Source organism: Rathayibacter sp. YIM 133350 (assembly GCF_037404875.1).
GTDB lineage: Bacteria > Actinomycetota > Actinomycetes > Actinomycetales > Microbacteriaceae > Orlajensenia.
In genome coordinates, this window is the sequence record NZ_JBBELO010000033.1 from 260,263 (window position 1) to 276,376 (window position 16,114).

A 16,114-nucleotide genomic window follows, 5' to 3' on the forward strand; every position below is an offset into this window, starting at 1 on the left:
CCGTGCCCCCTCGCTGAAGCCTTCGGAGAACCGCGCCGGTAATCCGAAATGTCATGGTACTCCCCGCCTGTTCTTACTACCCTTGGGGCATGGCGGACATCTTCGACGTGGTGGCGGACTCGACCCGACGCGACATTCTGGGCACCCTGCTCGCGCACCATTCGACGGATACGCGCCGTGGAGAGGTCAGCGTCTCCGCCATCGTGGCTGAACTCGGGCTCAGCCAGCCGACGGTCTCGAAGCACTTGAAGGTGCTGCGTGAGGCCGGCCTGGTCGCGGTTCGCGAAGAGGGGCAGCACCGCTACTACCACCTGGACTACGGCCCCCTCGAAGAGATCGAGGACTGGCTCATCCCGTTCCTCAGCGTCGACTTCGATTCGGTCGTCGAGGCGGTGGAGCAGGGCGACGGGTTGAAGAACGAGCAGAAGGCGTTCGCCGCCGCCATCGGCAAGGTCGTGGCCGACGCCTCGCACGCCGTCAAGGACGTCGCGCCCAAGGCGTGGCGCAAGGGCTCCTGAGCTCCGTCTCGGCTCGTCAGCGGGGGCTTGTCCGGCGTGCCGACGGTGGATTCGCACCGATTTCGCTGGACTGCGCCCATCGTGGAGTTCTAGAGTTCGACTGAACACTCGCGTCACACTGGATCACTCGAGTGTTCCCGTGCCGATTGACCGATGATGAAGGTTCGCGAGATGACGAACGACCTGCGCGATGTGCGCTTCCTCACCGTCGCCGAGGTCGCCCAGATGATGCGGGTGTCGAAGATGACCGTGTATCGCCTGGTGCACTCGGGCGATCTCCCCGCGATCCGATTCGGGCGTTCCTTCCGGGTTCCGGAGACGGCGGTCGAGGCGGCCGTGCAGAACCACGTGGCCGATACCGCCTGATCGACGGGCGCTCAGGGCGGCAACGTCATCCGGCTCTCGCGGTGTGCGGTAGACTGGCAACTTCGTGTGACCGCGCAGCCGCCGGTCGCCCCCGATTCGTGTGAGGTTCGCGTGGGTTCTGTAATCAAGAAGCGCCGCAAGCGTATGGCGAAGAAGAAGCACCGCAAGCTTCTTCGCAAGACGCGCCACCAGCGTCGCAACAAGAAGTAGGGCCCAGCTCTACTGCACAAGCGCTCGACTGCGGTCGGGCGCTTTTTGCATCGTAGGCTCGGTTGCGTGACCACTCTCACGCTCATCGGAAAGCCCGGCTGCCACCTGTGCGATGACGCACGTGAGGTGGTCGCATCCGTCGTCGCGGAGCTCTCCGATCGCAGCGAACCTCTCGTCGTGGAGGAGCGGTCCATCCTCGACGACGAGCAGCTCAATGCCCGCTACTGGGACGAGATTCCCGTGCTGCTCATCGACGGCAAGGTGCACAACTACTGGCGCATCGACCCGGCGCGATTGAGGGTTGCCCTCGCGACGGCATGAGTGAAGCCGGCCGCCCCTCAGCGGGGCGACCGGCTTCCCGCCTGTCTCAGACCGTCTGGGTGGGGTGCTGCAGGGCCTTCGCCTTCAGCAGGTCGTACTCCTGCTGCGTGATCGTGCCGTTGTCGAGCAGCGACTTGGCCTTGGCGATCTCGTCGGAGGGGCTCGATCCGGCAACCGTGCGGATGTAGTCGTCCGCAGACGCCTGCACCTGCTTCGCTTCCTTCTGGGCGCGCTCGGCCATGCCCTGGCCGCGGGCGATGAGGTAGACCAACGCGGTGAGGAAGGGCAGGAAGATCAGGAAGATGATCCAGAGCGCCTTCCACCAGCCGTTCAGCGTGTGGTCGCGGAAGAGGTCGCCGATGATCGCGAACAGGGCGTAGAGGTACGCGATGAAAGCGAAGCTCCAGAAGAAGAGCCAGAGGATGTCCCAGAAACCCATGGAATGTGCCTTCCGTTGTCGATGGCGCGCCGCTTCGGACCGCGCTGCGACTCAATCTAGCCGTGAGATCAACTCAGGTCTAGAAGCCCCCGTTCGGGTGGCGCGCCGTTCAGCGGCTGCCTCTGGCCGCGTCGGGCTGTGGCGCTTAGTGTGTGAAGCGAGGGATGCTCAGAGCGGCATGCCAACGGCTCACCGGCCACTCGAAGGGGAAATGATGGCGAAGAAGTTCAACGGCGAGATCAAGCTCGACGTGCGGGATTCGACGGCGGACTGGGACGCGTTCCTCTCCGACAAGGCACCCGCAGGCGCGCCGAATGTACTCGTCGTGCTCTACGACGACACGGGACAGGCCGCCTGGTCGCCCTACGGCGGGCGCATCAACATGCCGACCATGGACCGCCTCGCCGCCGGAGGCCTGACCTACTCGCAGTGGCACACCACGGCGCTGTGCTCGCCCACGCGGTCCACCTTCCTGACGGGTCGCAATCACCACTCGAACGGCTTCGCGACCATCTCGGAGTCCTCGACGGGTTTCCCGGGATACAACTCGCACATCCCGCCCCACAACGCCACGATGGCGAACATCCTCCGCGACGCCGGCTGGTCGACCTACTGGGTGGGCAAGAACCACAACGTGCCCATCGATGAGTGGACCGCAGGCGCCTCCAAGAAGAACTGGCCGCTCGGGCAGGGCTACGACCGCTTCTACGGCTTCATCGGCGGCGAGACCAACAACTGGTATCCCTCGCTCGCCGAGGACAACCACTACATCGAGCAGCCCTACTCTCCGGAGGAGGGTTACCACCTCTCGAAGGACCTCGCCGACCAGGCTCTGCGGATGATCCGCGACAGCAAGCAGACCGAGCCCGACAAGCCCTGGTACCTGTGGTTCTGCCCCGGCGCGAACCACGCGCCGCACCACGCTCCTCAGGAGTACATCGACAAGTACAAGGGCGCGTTCGACGAAGGCTACGAGGCCTATCGCGAGTGGGTGGTTCCCCGCATGATCGAGCGCGGGCTGCTGCCGGAGGGCACGGTCTACGGCGACATCAACCCGATGCCCGACGGCACGTTCAGTGAGGGCGACACCGTGCGCCCGTGGGCGGAGTTGAACGACGAGGAGAAGGCGATGTTCTGCCGCATGGCGGAGGTGTACGCCGGGTTCTCCGAGTACACCGATGCCCAGGTCGGTCGCATCATCGACTACCTCGAGGAGTCGGGCCAGCTCGAGAACACCCTTGTCCTGTACTGCGCAGACAACGGTGCTTCCGGTGAGGGCAGCCCCAACGGATCGGTCAACGAGGGCAAGATCTTCGGCGGCTACCCCGACGACGAGGCGGAGAACCTCACCAAGGTCGACCTGCTCGGCAGCCCTGACACCTACAACCACTACCCAACGGGGTGGGCGATGGCATTCTCGGCTCCGTACAAGATGTTCAAGCGCTACACCTACCAGGGCGGTGTCGCCGATCCGCTCGTCATCCACTGGCCGGCCGGCATTCAGGCGAAGGGAGAGGTGCGCAACCAGTACCACCACTCGACCGACATCGTCGCGACCATCCTCGACGTCTGCGGCGTCGAGCTGCCCGCCGAGTACAACGGCGTTCAGCAGCGGCCTCTTGACGGGGTATCGATGCGCTACAGCTTCGACGACGCCCCCGACGGGCAGACGCAGAAGGAGACGCAGTACTACGAGATGTTCGGCCAGCGCGGCATCTGGCATCAGGGCTGGAAGGCGGTGACGGTGCACGGGCCTGTCAGCGGCAAGGGCGACTACGACAACGATACGTGGGAGCTCTACCACACCGATGTCGACCGCTCGGAGTCCCGTGACCTCGCTGCAGAGCATCCCGACAAGCTCGATGAGCTCAAGGCGCTGTGGATGGAGGAGGCCAAGGCGAACGACGTGCTTCCACTCAATGACCTGGCGATTCTGTCCAGCGCGGAGGACTTCGACCTCTTCGTCAATCACATGGAGTTCAAGCTCCCGGTTCCTCCGACCGGCCAGTACACCTACTATCCCGGCACCTCGGAAATCCCCGAGCGATCCGCTGCGAACGTGCACGGCGTCTCCTACAAGGCGCTCGCGGAACTCGACCTCACCGAGCAGAGCGAGGGCGTCATCTTCGCTGCGGGCTCGCGCTTCGGTGGCCATTCGCTGTTCATCAAGGACGGCGTGCTGACGTACGCGTACAACTTCCTCGGCATCCCGCCGGAGAATCGCGTCTCAGCACCCATCGCGCTCACCGGAAAGCACATCGTGGGCATCGAGTTCACCAAGGAGCGGATGGGGCAGTATCGGGAAGGCATCGGCCCGCTGAAGCTGTTCATCGACGACAAGCAGGTAGCCGAGGAGGAGATCCGCACGGTGCTGGGCCACTTCTCGCTGTGCGGCGAGGGGTTGTGCATAGGCTACGACTCCGCGGATGCCGTCTCGAGCGAGTACGAAGGCTCGAACTTCCCGTTCGCGAACGGTGAGATCGTCAAGGTGGTCTTCGACATCGCCGATGACGCCTACGTCGACGTCGAGGCGCACTACGCGGCGGCGATGGCACGTGACTGAAAACCCGGGGGTGCTGCCGTCCTGGCGGAACGGCAGCACCCGGCGGGCTCTTATCGACTTCGTGGCATCCGTCACGAGCGGTCCCGATGCACTTCCGGAGGTCGAACGCGTCGCGGTATTCGACAACGACGGCACGCTGTGGACGGAGAAGCCCATGCCGACGCAGCTGCACTACATCGTGCAGCAGTGGGCGGCCGCGGCGAAGGCCGACCCGTCCCTCGCCGAGAGCCAGCCGTACAAGGCTGCCGTCACGGGCGATCTGGCTTGGCTCGGCGCGGCGATCGACAAGCACTACAACGGCGATGATTCCGACCTGCACGCGATGATCGGCGCGATCATCGGTCTGACCGCCGACGTGAGCGTCGAGGACTACGCAGCATCCGTCAGCGACTTCTATCGGGATGCCCAGCACCTGACCCTGCACCGGCCGTACGCCGACGTGGTCTACCGGCCGATGGTCGAGTTGCTGCGATACCTGGAGCAGAACGGTTTCACCTGCTACATCGTCTCGGGCGGCGATCGCGACTTCATGCGCCCCATGACGAGCGACTACTACGGCATTCCCCCCGAGCACGTCGTCGGCTCTGCCTTGGGGCTGCGGTACGACGAGGACTCCGCAGAGGTGCGCTACGGCACGTCGTTCTCGTACATGGACGACGGCCCCGAGAAGCCCGTGCGCATCTGGAGCCGCATCGGTCGCCGGCCGGTGTTCGCGGGCGGCAACTCCAACGGCGACGTCCAGATGCTCGACTTCGCCCACCACGGTGGCGCGGGCTTCGCGCTGCTCGTGCACCACGACGACGACACCGAGCGTGGGGATGCTCCGTACGACAAGGGAGCCGAGGTCGCCCTCGCCGCGGCAGCCGATCGCGGCTACACCGTCGTGAGCGTGAAGAACGACTGGAGCAACGTCTTCGACGAGCCGGCGGATGGCACGGCCTAGGCTCCGAGAATGACGACGATCACGCCGCCGCGCCGCCGATTCCTGCTGCCGACCCTCGCCGGCTACCAACGCGCCTGGATCGGGCGCGACGTGCTCGCCGGCCTCACGGCGGGTGCCGTCGTCATCCCGCAGGCGATGGCGTACGCGACCATCGCCAACCTTCCGGTACAGGCGGGCCTGTACACCTGCATCGTGCCGATGATCGTCTACGCACTGCTCGGCGGGTCACGGGCGATGAGCGTCTCCACGACCTCGACGATCGCGACCCTCGTTGCGACGACGCTCGTCTCGGCGGGGGTCGTCGCGTCGTCGACCGACATCCCGGGCGACCTGCTGACTCTCACCCTGATGGTCGGCGTCATCCTGCTGCTCGCACGACTGCTGCGGCTCGGCGGACTCGTCGAGATCATCAACCGCCCCACCCTCATCGGGGTGCAGATCGGCGTCGGTGCGACCGTGGCCGTCGGCCAGTTGCCGAAGCTCCTCGGCGAGACCACCAATGTCTCGGGGGAGGGTTTCATCCGGGCGATTCTCGAAGTCCTCGCCGCCGTACCCGGTGCGAACCTTCCGACGATCGTGCTCTCGGTCTGCTCGGTCGCTGCGCTCCTGCTGTTCAAGCGTTTCCTCCCGCGGGTGCCCGCGGCACTCATCGTCGTGGCGGCCGGCATCGTGCTCGTGGCGTTCACCGGTATCGCGGATGCCGGGGTGCAGCGGATCGCTCCTGTCCCGCAGGGCTTTCCGCTGCCGGCCCTTCCGACCTTCGACCACATCGCGGCCCTCGTGCCGGGTGCCCTCGCCATCGCGGTGATGGCGTTCCTGGAGACCGCCGCGGTCGCCCGTGCCATCCGTGACCCCGGTGACACCGTGATCGACAGCAATCGTGAGCTGTTCGCGGCGGGGGCAGCGAGCACCGTCGGCTCGTTCTTCCAGGTACTGCCCGCCGCCGGCGGATTCTCGCAGAGCGCCGTCAACAAGAACGCGGGGGCACGGTCGCAACTGGCAGGACTCGTCACGGTCGTTTTGGCGCTTCTGGTCGGGCTGTTCCTCGGGCCCGTGCTCAGTCAGCTTCCCCAGGCGACCCTCGCCGCGCTCGTCTTCGTCGCCGTGCTCGGCCTCATCGACATCCCGGCTCTCACGCGGCTGTGGCGCATCAGCAGGCGGGACTTCTGGATCGCCCTGTTCACCGCGGCGGTCGGCCTCACCGCGGGGCTGCTCGCGGCGGTCGCGGTCGGCGTGGTGCTCACGCTCATCCTCATCCTGATGACGCTCAACAAGGTGCGGATCGCACGCACGCACGACGGTGGCGGCGTCATCGGCGTGAAGCTGCTGGCCCCCGTGTACACCGCCAACGTGCTGGCAACGGAGCAGGCGGTGCTCGCGCAAGCGGCATCCGTGGCCGACCTGCGGGTGCTCGTGCTCGATGCGGCGCGCATCGAGGAGGTCTCGATCACGGTGCTGGAGGCCTTCACCGACCTGGACCACGAGTTGGCCGGCTCGGGCGTACAGCTGCGCATCGCAGGCCTGCCGAAGGATGCCCTGGCGGTGGCGCGGCGGACCAGCTGGTATCAGGGCGTCGAGTCGTCGGGACGGGCGTTCGCGACGATGGACGAGGCGCTGGCTGCGCCACTGCCGGCGCAAGCGGTAGCCGGTGGAGAACTCCCGGCAGACGGTCGGCCCGTCTGAGCCGACCCCGGCTGCGCCGGGGTCCGCGGGGGCCTACAGCAGCGCCGTGAGCGCCTTCTGGAGCTGCAGCACGCCGACGACGAGGAGCAGGGCGGCGTTGAGAGCGCCGGTGTGGCCGGCGATCCACCGCCGAGTGGCGTCGAGGAACGGCTGGGCCTTCTCACCGAGAACGAGCACGTACAGCACCGGCACCGCGATGGGCAGGATGCCGAGCACGGCGAAGAGCGTGCCGGCGACGGTGGCTTCGGAATCGGTGACCGATGCCAGCGAGAGGTCCAGACCGGCGATGATCGCGCAGGTCGCGTCAACCGGGTTGAGCACGAAGATGCCGAGTCCGAGCAGGCCGGAACGCACGGGGGTGAAGGTATCGACCGCCTGCAGCCACCCCGGCAGTTGCGGAGCTGCGGCGGCGACCTCACGGGGTGTGTTCGCTTTGCTCATCGTGCGCACGTGCGTCGCACCGCGACGGTAGACCCAGACGGCCCCGCCGACGAGGAAGAGGCCGAGCACGAGCCTCAGGATCGACACCCACACCGGGGGATCGCCGAGCGGCTGCACGTCGAGCAGGCCGAAGACCCAGATGGAGAGCGCGAGCACTCCGACCACGCCGATCGCCCAGCCGATGAGGTAGGCGAAGCCGTTCACGCGCGCAAGCCTCGACAGCAGCACGGCGATGAGAGCCATGTAGGCGAGCGGGCTGAACAAGACGCCGACCGCCAGCGGCACCAGCTCGAGGATGAGATCGCCCACGGCGTCAGGGTATCGCTAGGGCAGGTCCCTCACGCAGCGGAAGCCGATGTGCGTCGTGGCCGTGTCGTCGGCCTGCGGAGAACGAGCGGCCGGGCGGTATCGCAGGCAGTAGTCGGGGGAGCACAGGTGCGATCCGCCCTTGAGGGCACGGCGGGGGATGCGGGAACCGGGCTCGGCGCTCGCCGCGGCCAGCAGGTTGGGCCGGGCACCGGCATCCGCGAAGGAACTGCCCGGAACCACGTGCCGCTCGGTGTAGAAGTCGGTGGTCCACTCCCACACGTTGCCGGCGCAGTCATAGAGCCCGTAGCCGTTGGGGGCGAAGGTCATCACGGGCGAGGTGCCGACCCAGCCCGCGGCGCCGGTGTTGCGATAGGGGAATGAGCCCTGCCAGCGGTTTGCCATGAGCTCCCCGTTCGGGCGCTCATCGTCGCCCCAGACGAAGCGGGCGCCATCCAGGCCGCCGCGGGCCGCGAACTCCCACTCCGCCTCGGTGGGCAGGCGCTTGCCCGCCCAGGCGGCATAGGCCTGGGCGTCTTCGAAGCTCACCTGCACGACCGGGTGATCGCCGCGGCCGTCGATGCCCGAATCGGCGCCGAACGGATGCAGCCAGCTAGCGCCCTCGCCCCACCGCCACCACTGGCGCCAGTCGCGCAGGTCGACCGGACCCGGCGTCGGCGTGAACACGAGACCGCCGGGAACGAGATCGGCCGGGTCGGCTCCGGGGAAGTCGGCAGGGTCGAGCGCCCGCTCCGCCACGGTCACGTAGCCGGTGTCCTCGACGAACGCGGCGAACTGGTCGGTCGTGACGGGGTGGATGTCGATCTCGAAGGCCTCGACGCTGCGCTCGTGCACGGGCGTCTCATCCGCGTAGAACTCGGTCGAGCCCATGCGGAAGGTGCCGCCCTCGATCCTCACCATGCGCGTCGCATCCCTCACACTTCGAGCCTATGACGAGCTCAGCGCGCATCCCCTGTCGAGTTGCCACTTTCTGCGGGTGCGCGCGCGCGGGAACCCGCGAAAAGTGGCAAGTCGGCCAAAGGGGAGGCTAGGGGAGCAGGCGGGTCGGGCCGCGGAACAGGTACGTGGTCTCGCGGATGGAGGACTCGCCGAGCATGAGCATCAGCACGCGCGCGAGGCCCATGCCGAAGCCGCCGTGCGCCGGCACTCCGTAGCGGAAGAAATCGAGGTAGAACCCCAGCTCCTCGGGCTCGAGTCCCTTCTCCTTCGCCTGCTCGACGAGCACGTCGACGCGGTGCTCGCGCTGGGCTCCGGTCGAGATTTCCACGCCGTTGTAGATGAGGTCGTACGAGTTCGTGATGCTCGGGTCGCCCTCGCGACGCATGTGGTAGAACGGCCGGATGCTCGAGGCGTAGTCGGTGAGGAAGACGAAGTCGTGGCCGTAGGTCTCCTTGACGTAGGCCGAGATGCGGCGCTCGCCCTCGGGGTCCATGTCGTCGTCGGCGCGGGGGATGACGTAGCCGTTCTCGGCCACGATGCGCTTGGCCTCGGCGAGCGGGATGCGCGGGAACGGGGTCGTGGGAACCTCGAGCTCGATGCCGAACAACTCGGCGATCTCGGCGCCGTGCTTCTGCTTCACGGCCGTGAAACCGGCGACCATGAGCTCCTCGTGCAGGGCCATGACGTCTTCGTGGGAGTCGATCCAGCTGATCTCGGTGTCGACGCTCGTGAACTCGGTGGCGTGCCGGCTCGTGAACGACGGGTCGGCGCGGAACGCCGGGCCCACCTCGAAGACGCCGCCGAAGCCGGCGGCCTGGGCCATCTGCTTGAAGAACTGGGGGCTCTGGGCCAGGAACGCCTTGCCCTCGAAGTACTCCACCTCGAACAGCTCGGCGCGGGACTCCGACGGGCTCGCCATGAGCTTGGGGGTCTGGATCTCGATGAGCCCCTTCTCGACCCAGACGCCGCGCAGCGCGTGCAGGAAGGTGGTCTGGATGCGGAAGATGAGGTTCTGCTTGGGCTGGCGCAGGTCGAGGAATCGCCAGTCCATGCGCTTGTCGAGGCTCGAGTCGGCCGCGATGGGCGTCTCGGGGCTGGCCGCGGTGACGACCTCGAGCGCGCCGATCTTCACCTCGAGTCCGCCGAGCTTCACGCGCTCGTCGTGCTTCAGCTCTCCGGTCACCGTGAGGAAGGAGCCGTGGGTGAGCGCCGAGATGGACTCGGTCGTCGCGAGCGCCTCGGCAGCGCCGACGCTCACGCCTTCGGGGTCGAGTTCGCGAACGGCGGGGTTCACGAGCTGAACCGCACCCGACTCATCGCGAAGGATGACGAACTGCACCTTCTTCTGATCGCGGACGGTCTCGACCCATCCGGAGACGGTGACGGGACCGTCGGGCAGGGCGGCGAGGTTCTTGACGAGGGTACGGGTGCTCACCTGTGGATTCTACCGGCTGAGCACTCGGCGAACTCCGAGCGAGCCGCTCCGTACACTTGGGGGGTGGCTGCATCCCGTATCCACCTCGTGCGGCACGGCGAGGTGGCCAACCCCGAGCGCGTGATCTACGGACGCCTCGAGGGCTTCGGCCTCTCCGAACTCGGGCAGCGGATGGCCCGCGCCGCCGCCGATGAGCTTGTGGCCATGGGCCGCCCGGTGACGGGTCTGTTCGCCTCCCCTCTGCTGCGCACGCGGCAGTCGGCCGCCCCCATCGCCGAGGCATTCTCGCTGCCGATCCAGGTCGACGAGCGCTTCATCGAGCCCACCAACGCCTTCGAGGGCATGCGGATGCGCGGCCCGGGGGGCGCGCTGCGGCGCCCCCGCAACTGGCCCCTTCTGCGCAACCCGCTGCGCCCGAGCTGGGGAGAGCCCTTCGCGCAGATCGCCGCCCGGGCCATGGCGGGCATGGATGCGGCAGCGGCATCCGTCGACGATGGCGATGTGGTCATCGTCAGCCACCAGTCCCCGATCTGGATGATCGCGCGTACGGTGGCGGGCAAGCCGCTCGCCCACAACGTGAGCAGCCGACGCTGCGACCTGTCGAGCATCACCTCCATGGAACGGCGCGACGGCCGCTGGGTCGAGGTCGCCTACTCCGATCCCGCCGCGCACCTCGGCGGCGCGGCCACCGACGTCGGGGCGGTCTGATGTCGCTGCCCTCCTCACGTCGTGTTCGCCGTGCGGCCTCGGTTGCCGCGCTGGGTCTCGTGGCCGCGCTCGCGCTCACGGGCTGCTCGAACGACGCGCTCGCCGACCAGTACAAGTCGGGCAGCGGTAAGAACTACGTGGCCGGAGACGGCAGCGTCACCGAGATCCACCCCGACGATCGCGCCGACGCCGTCGAGTTCGCCGGCACGACCGAGGACGGCACCGCCTTCGACTCCACCGAGCACGCCGGCGAGGTGCTCGTGGTCAACTTCTGGTACGCCGGTTGCGCGCCGTGCCGCGCCGAGGCGGCCGACCTCGAGGCCGTCAACGAGGAGTTCGACGGAAAGGGCGCCACGTTCGTCGGAGTGAACGTACGCGACCAGGCGGCGACCGCGTCATCGTTCGAGCAGACCTACGACGTGGGGTACGGCTCGATCATCGACGCCAACGACGGCGCCGTCCAGCTCGCCTTCGCCGGAACCGTTCCGCCCAACGCCGTGCCGACGACGCTCGTACTCGATGCCAAGCACCGGGTGGCGGCGCGTGTGCTCGGCCAGCTCGAGGACCGCTCCATCCTCGAGACGCTCGTGCGCGACACCATCGCCGAGACCGAGTGATGGGCGGCATCGGCGACATCGTGGCCAGCGGGCAACTGCTCGCCGCCATTCCCATCGCCCTCGCCGCGGGCCTGGTCTCCTTCCTCTCGCCGTGCGTGCTTCCGCTGGTGCCGGGGTACCTCGGCTACATCGGCGGGTTCACCGACGCGTCGACGGATGCCGGCCAGGAGCGCCGCTACCGTGCGCGCCTGCTGCTCGGCGTCGCCCTCTTCGTGCTCGGCTTCACGGTCGTCTTCGTCGCCTTCTCGGCGCTCGTCGGAGCGGTGGGCATCTGGCTCAAGGTCTACTCCGACCTCATCACGCGCGTCCTCGGCGTCGTCGTCATTCTCATGGGCCTCGTCTTCGTCGGCCAGTTCACGCTCTTCCAGCGCACGCTGAAGCCGAGATGGCGGCCGGCCACCGGTCTCATCGGAGCGCCGCTGCTCGGCATCGTCTTCGGCCTCGGCTGGACGCCCTGCATCGGTCCGACCCTCGCGGCCGTGTTCAGCCTGAGCCTGGATTCGGGATCCGCGTGGCGGGGCGCACTGCTCGGCGTGGTCTACTGCATCGGGCTCGGCGTTCCATTCCTGCTCGTCGCTCTCGGACTCTCGTGGGTCACCGGCGCCGTCGCATTCTTCAAGCGGCATATCCGAACGATCAACATCGTGGGCGGACTCCTGCTCATCGCGGTCGGCGTTCTCATGGTGACGGGAGTGTGGGCGATGTGGATCTCGTCACTTCAGGCGGTGATCGGCGGCTTTGACCTCATCCTCTAAGCACCCCGAGAACGACGCCGAGGCGGGGCTCGCCCGGCCCGATGACCACGTCGACTCCGTGGTCTCCACCGACATCACCCAGCCCAAGCTCGGGCTCGTCGGCTGGCTGCGCTGGTTCTGGCGCCAGCTCACGAGCATGCGCACGGCCCTCTTCCTGTTGCTGCTGCTCGCCATCGCCGCCGTGCCCGGCAGCCTCGTTCCCCAGCGGTCGAGCGACCCGAACGGCGTCTCGCAGTACTTCCGCGACAACCCCGACCTCGCGCCGGTGCTCGACAAGCTGCAGGCGTTCGACGTGTACACCTCGGCGTGGTTCTCGGCGATCTACCTGCTGCTGTTCATCTCCCTCATCGGATGCGTGATCCCGCGCACCAAGCACCACTTCGACGCCCTGCGCGCCAAGCCGCCCAAGACGCCCGCCCGGCTCTCGCGCCTCGCCGGCTTCACCGAACGGCGCGCATCCGGCTCGGTCGACGCCGCGGTCGAGGCCGCCCGCTCGCAGCTGCGCTCCGCGGGCTACCGCGTCGCTCTCTACGAGAGCCGGGGCGAACGCTCGGTCTCGGCCGAGCGCGGCTACCTGCGCGAGACCGGCAACCTCGTCTTCCACACCGCGCTCGTCGGCATCCTCTTCGCCGTGGGGTTCGGCGGCGGATTCGGGTTCCAGGGCCAGCGGGTCATCGTGCAGGGCCAGACCTTCGTCAATACCCTCTCGGCCTACGACTCGTTCAACCCGGGGCGCTTCTTCAACCCCGATTCCCTGGATCCGTACGCGCTCACGCTGAACGAGTTCGACGTGACCTATGAGCAGAAGAATGCCAAGGCGCTCGGCCAGCCCATCGACTACACCGCGCATGTGACGGTCGAGCACAAGGGCCAGGAGCCCGAGAAGCAGCAGATCAAGGTGAACGAGCCGCTGCGCACGGGCGACACCGACATCTACCTGCTCGGCAACGGCTACGCGCCCACGATCACGGTGAAGGACCCGAGCGGGGCAGTGGTCTTCCACGACTCCATCGCGTTCCTGCCGCAGGATGCGCAGCTCACCTCGATCGGCATCATCAAGGTGCCCGACGGCCTGTCGAAGCAGCTCGGCATGATCGGACTGTTCTACCCGACGCAGGGAGCGCAGAAGCCCCCGTTCTTCTCGAGCTACCCCGACCTCGAATATCCCGTGCTGACTCTCCAGGTCTTCCAGGGCGACCTCGGCCTCGACGCCGGCAAGGCGACATCCGTCTACGCGCTCGACACCGACGACATGACGCAGATCGCCGGCCCGCAGGCCGACGCCAAGGCCCTGCAGTTGATGCCAGGACAGACCCAGGAGCTGCCCAACGGTCTTGGCTCGGTGACCTTCGACTCGGCGGATCCCGGTGCCGCGCAGAACGACTTCTCGCACTCGGTGCTGCGGTTCGCCTCACTCGACCTGCACCACGATCCCACTCAGGGGTGGGTGGCGCTCTTCGCCGCACTGGTGGTCGCCGGGCTCATCACCTCGCTGTTCATCCCGCGCCGCCGCGTGTGGGTGAAGGTCACGGGGAATGACGGCGACCTGCGCATCGAATACGCTGGACTGGCACGCGGAGAAGACCCCGGCCTGGAGGCCGCCGTCGCCGCGGTCGCCGACAAGCACGCGGGTGGCTTGCCCCCGACGCCCGCACCCCGGTCCGGCGAATCCGCCCAGGAATCGACACAGCAATCGCCCGAAGAATCGATGGACACGCATGACGAACTTCGATGAACTCTCGGTGATCGCCCTCTACTCGGCGATGGCCGTGTACGCGCTCGCCTTCATCGCCTACGCGGTCGACCTCGCCCGGCGTTCGGCCGCCTCCCGGGCGACCGCCGCTGCCGCTGCTCCGGCACTCGCCACCGCGCGCGTGGCGGGAGTGCAGGCGGCAAGAACGACCGACACCCTCGTTCGCGAGCCGGCCGCCCCCGCAACGCCGGGCGACTACGGGCGCTCACCGTCGCTGCGGGTCGGCGTCGCCCTCACCGTTCTCGCCTGGGCGCTCCACCTCGGTGCGGAGGTGCTGCGCGGCATCGCCGCCGGCCGCGTGCCGTGGGCAAACATGTACGAGTTCGCCATGACCGGCACGCTCGTCATCGTCACCGTCTACCTGGTCGTGAACCTCAAGGTCGACGTGCGCTGGCTCGGCACCTTCATCACCGGCCTGGTGCTCATCCTGCTGGGGCTGGCATCCGTCAACTTCTACGTCGCCGTCACCCCGCTGCCCCCGGCGCTGCAATCGGTGTGGCTCGTCATCCACGTCTTCGTGGCCACGACCGGCGTCGGCTTCTTCGCCATCGGGTTCGGGCTCTCGGTCGCGCAGCTGCTGCAGGCACGCCGCGAAGCCGCGGTCGCCGCCGGCAAGCCGGCCGGACTACGGTTGCTCGCGACCCTCCCCGACGCCGTGAAGCTCGAGGCGCTCGCCTACCGCATCAACATCATCGGCTTCATCCTGTGGACCTTCACCCTCATGGCCGGCGCCATCTGGGCCGAGAAGGCCTGGGGCCGCTACTGGGGCTGGGACACCAAGGAAGTCTGGACGTTCATCATCTGGGTGATCTACGCCGGCTACATCCACGCGCGGGCGACGCGCGGATGGCGTGGGTCGCGTGCCGCATCCCTCGCCATCATCGGATTCACGGCCGTGCTGTTCAACTTCACGATCGTGAACCTGTTCTTCAAGGGCCTGCACGCCTACTCGGGCCTCTGATCCCCGACCTCGCGCGGCATCCTCTTCCTCGCCTCTGAACCATTTGGTGCCCGTTGATCCGCCAGGCGCGGATCAACGGCGACGAAATGGTTCAACGGCGAGGTGACGCGGCGAGGTGAGGGCGGCGCGGTCAGAGCAGCTTGTAGCAGCGCGCCAGGCGGTCGAGCCACCACCGTCGGCGGTCATCGGATGCGGCGTTCGCATCGAGCAGGTCAGGATCGGGAACGACGCGGCGCACCGCGATCGAGCCGTCCTCGACCACGAGTGGCGAGCGCGCGACATCCGTCGCCAGAAGCTCGGCCGTGCCCAGCCCGCAGTCGTATTCCGGATCGGGAATGGCCGCTGCGAGGTGTGCGCCCATCGAGAGGCCGACGCTCGTGTCGATGGCGCTGGAGACGACCACGGGCAACCCGGCTGCGCGCACGATCTCGAGCGCACGACGGATGCCGCCGAGCGGCTGCGCCTTGACGATGATGAGGTCGGCCGCCCCGGCCTGCGCGACGGCGAGGGGATCCTCGGCCTTCCGCACGCTCTCGTCGGCGGCGATCGGAACATCGAGGTACGCGGTGCGCCGACGGATCTCCGCCAGCTCCGCCACCGTCTCGCAGGGCTGCTCGACGTACTCGAGGTCGAACGGCGCGAGCGCGTGGATGGCATGCTCGGCCTCGTCGAGATTCCAGTTGCCGTTGGCGTCCACGCGGATGCGGCCCTCCGCGCCCAGCGCATTCCGCACCGCCGCGACGCGGGCCACGTCCTCGGCAAGCGTCGAGTCCGAGCCGGCCACCTTGACCTTCGCGGTGCGTGCGCCGGCGTAGCGGGCCAGCACCCCGGGCACCTCCTCGGGCCCCACCGCGGGCACCGTGGCGTTGACCGGAATGCGTTCCCGCAGCGTCGGCGGCGTCGGCCGCCAACCGAAGTCGAGCGCGGCCGAGAGCCACGCGGAGGACTCGTGGTCGTCGTACTCGACGAACGGCGAGAACTCCGTCCACCCGGACGGTCCCTCGAACAGCATCGCCTCCCGCACGTCGATGCCGCGGAACCGGGTGAGCAGCGGAAGGGCCACCACGCGAGCGGTCGCGCGCAGTTCATCGAGCGGGGGCAGGGGCATGCGCCCATCCTTGCACCGCCACCCGCC

General features: G+C 67.8%; 17 protein-coding genes. 12 read left to right on the forward strand and 5 right to left on the reverse strand.

Features of this window, described 5'->3' with window-relative positions:
• The first annotated feature begins 89 nt into the window (after positions 1–89).
• From WDJ51_RS11745 to WDJ51_RS11760, 4 genes are all read left to right on the forward strand, one after another.
• A complete protein-coding gene (locus WDJ51_RS11745) occupies positions 90–518 on the forward strand; it encodes an ArsR/SmtB family transcription factor (RefSeq protein WP_337852643.1) in 429 nt (142 codons plus the stop codon).
• A gap of 171 nt (positions 519–689) precedes the next feature.
• On the forward strand, positions 690–884 hold the full coding sequence (locus WDJ51_RS11750) for a helix-turn-helix domain-containing protein (protein WP_337852644.1): 195 nt from the start codon (positions 690–692) through the stop codon (positions 882–884).
• 111 nt (positions 885–995) lie between these two features.
• A complete protein-coding gene (locus tag WDJ51_RS11755; RefSeq protein WP_003792170.1) occupies positions 996–1,094 on the forward strand; it encodes a 30S ribosomal protein bS22 in 99 nt (32 codons plus the stop codon).
• Positions 1,095–1,160: 66 nt separating this feature from the next.
• A complete protein-coding gene (locus tag WDJ51_RS11760; RefSeq protein ID WP_337852645.1) occupies positions 1,161–1,415 on the forward strand; it encodes a glutaredoxin family protein in 255 nt (84 codons plus the stop codon).
• Between the two features lie 46 nt (positions 1,416–1,461).
• Here the strand turns inward: WDJ51_RS11760 and WDJ51_RS11765 are convergent, their stop codons facing one another.
• A complete protein-coding gene (locus WDJ51_RS11765; protein ID WP_337852646.1) occupies positions 1,462–1,854 on the reverse strand; it encodes an SHOCT domain-containing protein in 393 nt (130 codons plus the stop codon).
• Positions 1,855–2,068: 214 nt separating this feature from the next.
• On the opposite strand from WDJ51_RS11765, the gene WDJ51_RS11770 reads away from it, so the two are divergent.
• From WDJ51_RS11770 to WDJ51_RS11780, 3 genes are read left to right on the forward strand one after another with little or no spacing between them, the layout of a single operon-like run.
• Positions 2,069–4,417 (forward strand): arylsulfatase, encoded by a 2,349-nt coding sequence (locus tag WDJ51_RS11770; protein ID WP_337852647.1) that lies wholly within the window; start codon positions 2,069–2,071, stop codon positions 4,415–4,417.
• The gene (locus WDJ51_RS11775) at positions 4,410–5,360 is read left to right on the forward strand and encodes an HAD family hydrolase (RefSeq protein WP_337852648.1); all 951 of its coding nucleotides are present in this window, start codon (positions 4,410–4,412) and stop codon (positions 5,358–5,360) included. The genes WDJ51_RS11770 and WDJ51_RS11775 overlap by 8 nt, the downstream gene beginning before the upstream one ends.
• A gap of 9 nt (positions 5,361–5,369) precedes the next feature.
• On the forward strand, positions 5,370–7,043 hold the full coding sequence (locus WDJ51_RS11780; RefSeq protein WP_337852649.1) for a SulP family inorganic anion transporter: 1,674 nt from the start codon (positions 5,370–5,372) through the stop codon (positions 7,041–7,043).
• 33 nt (positions 7,044–7,076) lie between these two features.
• On the opposite strand, the gene WDJ51_RS11785 is transcribed toward WDJ51_RS11780, so the two are convergent.
• From WDJ51_RS11785 to aspS, 3 genes are all read right to left on the reverse strand, one after another.
• Entirely contained in the window at positions 7,077–7,793 is a 717-nt protein-coding gene (locus WDJ51_RS11785; protein ID WP_337852650.1) for a GAP family protein, read from the reverse strand.
• 15 nt (positions 7,794–7,808) lie between these two features.
• Complete coding sequence (locus WDJ51_RS11790; RefSeq protein ID WP_337852885.1) at positions 7,809–8,711, reverse strand: formylglycine-generating enzyme family protein; 903 nt, start codon at positions 8,709–8,711, stop codon at positions 7,809–7,811.
• Between the two features lie 127 nt (positions 8,712–8,838).
• Complete coding sequence (gene aspS, locus WDJ51_RS11795; RefSeq protein WP_337852651.1) at positions 8,839–10,185, reverse strand: aspartate--tRNA(Asn) ligase; 1,347 nt, start codon at positions 10,183–10,185, stop codon at positions 8,839–8,841.
• A gap of 63 nt (positions 10,186–10,248) precedes the next feature.
• On the opposite strand from aspS, the gene WDJ51_RS11800 reads away from it, so the two are divergent.
• Genes WDJ51_RS11800 through ccsB form a run of 5 tightly spaced genes read left to right on the forward strand, consistent with a single transcriptional unit; the run spans position 10,249 to position 14,979 of the window.
• The gene (locus WDJ51_RS11800) at positions 10,249–10,893 is read left to right on the forward strand and encodes a histidine phosphatase family protein (RefSeq protein ID WP_337852652.1); all 645 of its coding nucleotides are present in this window, start codon (positions 10,249–10,251) and stop codon (positions 10,891–10,893) included.
• Complete coding sequence (locus tag WDJ51_RS11805; protein WP_337852653.1) at positions 10,893–11,510, forward strand: TlpA family protein disulfide reductase; 618 nt, start codon at positions 10,893–10,895, stop codon at positions 11,508–11,510. The genes WDJ51_RS11800 and WDJ51_RS11805 overlap by 1 nt, the downstream gene beginning before the upstream one ends.
• Positions 11,510–12,265, forward strand: a complete 756-nt coding sequence (locus tag WDJ51_RS11810; protein ID WP_337852886.1) for a cytochrome c biogenesis CcdA family protein — start codon at positions 11,510–11,512, stop codon at positions 12,263–12,265. The genes WDJ51_RS11805 and WDJ51_RS11810 overlap by 1 nt, the downstream gene beginning before the upstream one ends.
• On the forward strand, positions 12,249–14,000 hold the full coding sequence (resB, locus tag WDJ51_RS11815; protein ID WP_443218490.1) for a cytochrome c biogenesis protein ResB: 1,752 nt from the start codon (positions 12,249–12,251) through the stop codon (positions 13,998–14,000). Before WDJ51_RS11810 ends, resB begins: the two co-directional genes overlap by 17 nt.
• Entirely contained in the window at positions 13,984–14,979 is a 996-nt protein-coding gene (ccsB, locus tag WDJ51_RS11820) for a c-type cytochrome biogenesis protein CcsB (RefSeq protein WP_337852654.1), read from the forward strand. Before resB ends, ccsB begins: the two co-directional genes overlap by 17 nt.
• 130 nt (positions 14,980–15,109) lie before the next feature.
• Here ccsB and WDJ51_RS11825 read toward each other — a convergent pair whose 3' ends face one another.
• Positions 15,110–16,087, reverse strand: a complete 978-nt coding sequence (locus WDJ51_RS11825) for an o-succinylbenzoate synthase (RefSeq protein ID WP_337852655.1) — start codon at positions 16,085–16,087, stop codon at positions 15,110–15,112.
• Positions 16,088–16,114: the final 27 nt, after the last annotated feature.

Excerpts from the sequence above, each read along its gene's own strand:
- WDJ51_RS11770 (WP_337852647.1), top strand. The coding sequence starts at position 2,069 with ATGGCGAAGAAGTTCAACGGCGAGATCAAGCTCGACGTGCGGGATTCG.
- WDJ51_RS11790 (WP_337852885.1), bottom strand. The coding sequence starts at position 8,711 with ATGGTGAGGATCGAGGGCGGCACCTTCCGCATGGGCTCGACCGAGTTC.
- WDJ51_RS11745 (WP_337852643.1), top strand. The coding sequence starts at position 90 with ATGGCGGACATCTTCGACGTGGTGGCGGACTCGACCCGACGCGACATT.
- WDJ51_RS11810 (WP_337852886.1), top strand. The coding sequence starts at position 11,510 with ATGGGCGGCATCGGCGACATCGTGGCCAGCGGGCAACTGCTCGCCGCC.
- WDJ51_RS11780 (WP_337852649.1), top strand. The coding sequence starts at position 5,370 with ATGACGACGATCACGCCGCCGCGCCGCCGATTCCTGCTGCCGACCCTC.
- ccsB (WP_337852654.1), top strand. The coding sequence starts at position 13,984 with ATGACGAACTTCGATGAACTCTCGGTGATCGCCCTCTACTCGGCGATG.
- WDJ51_RS11765 (WP_337852646.1), bottom strand. The coding sequence starts at position 1,854 with ATGGGTTTCTGGGACATCCTCTGGCTCTTCTTCTGGAGCTTCGCTTTC.
- WDJ51_RS11805 (WP_337852653.1), top strand. The coding sequence starts at position 10,893 with ATGTCGCTGCCCTCCTCACGTCGTGTTCGCCGTGCGGCCTCGGTTGCC.
- WDJ51_RS11825 (WP_337852655.1), bottom strand. The coding sequence starts at position 16,087 with ATGCCCCTGCCCCCGCTCGATGAACTGCGCGCGACCGCTCGCGTGGTG.
- WDJ51_RS11750 (WP_337852644.1), top strand. The coding sequence starts at position 690 with ATGACGAACGACCTGCGCGATGTGCGCTTCCTCACCGTCGCCGAGGTC.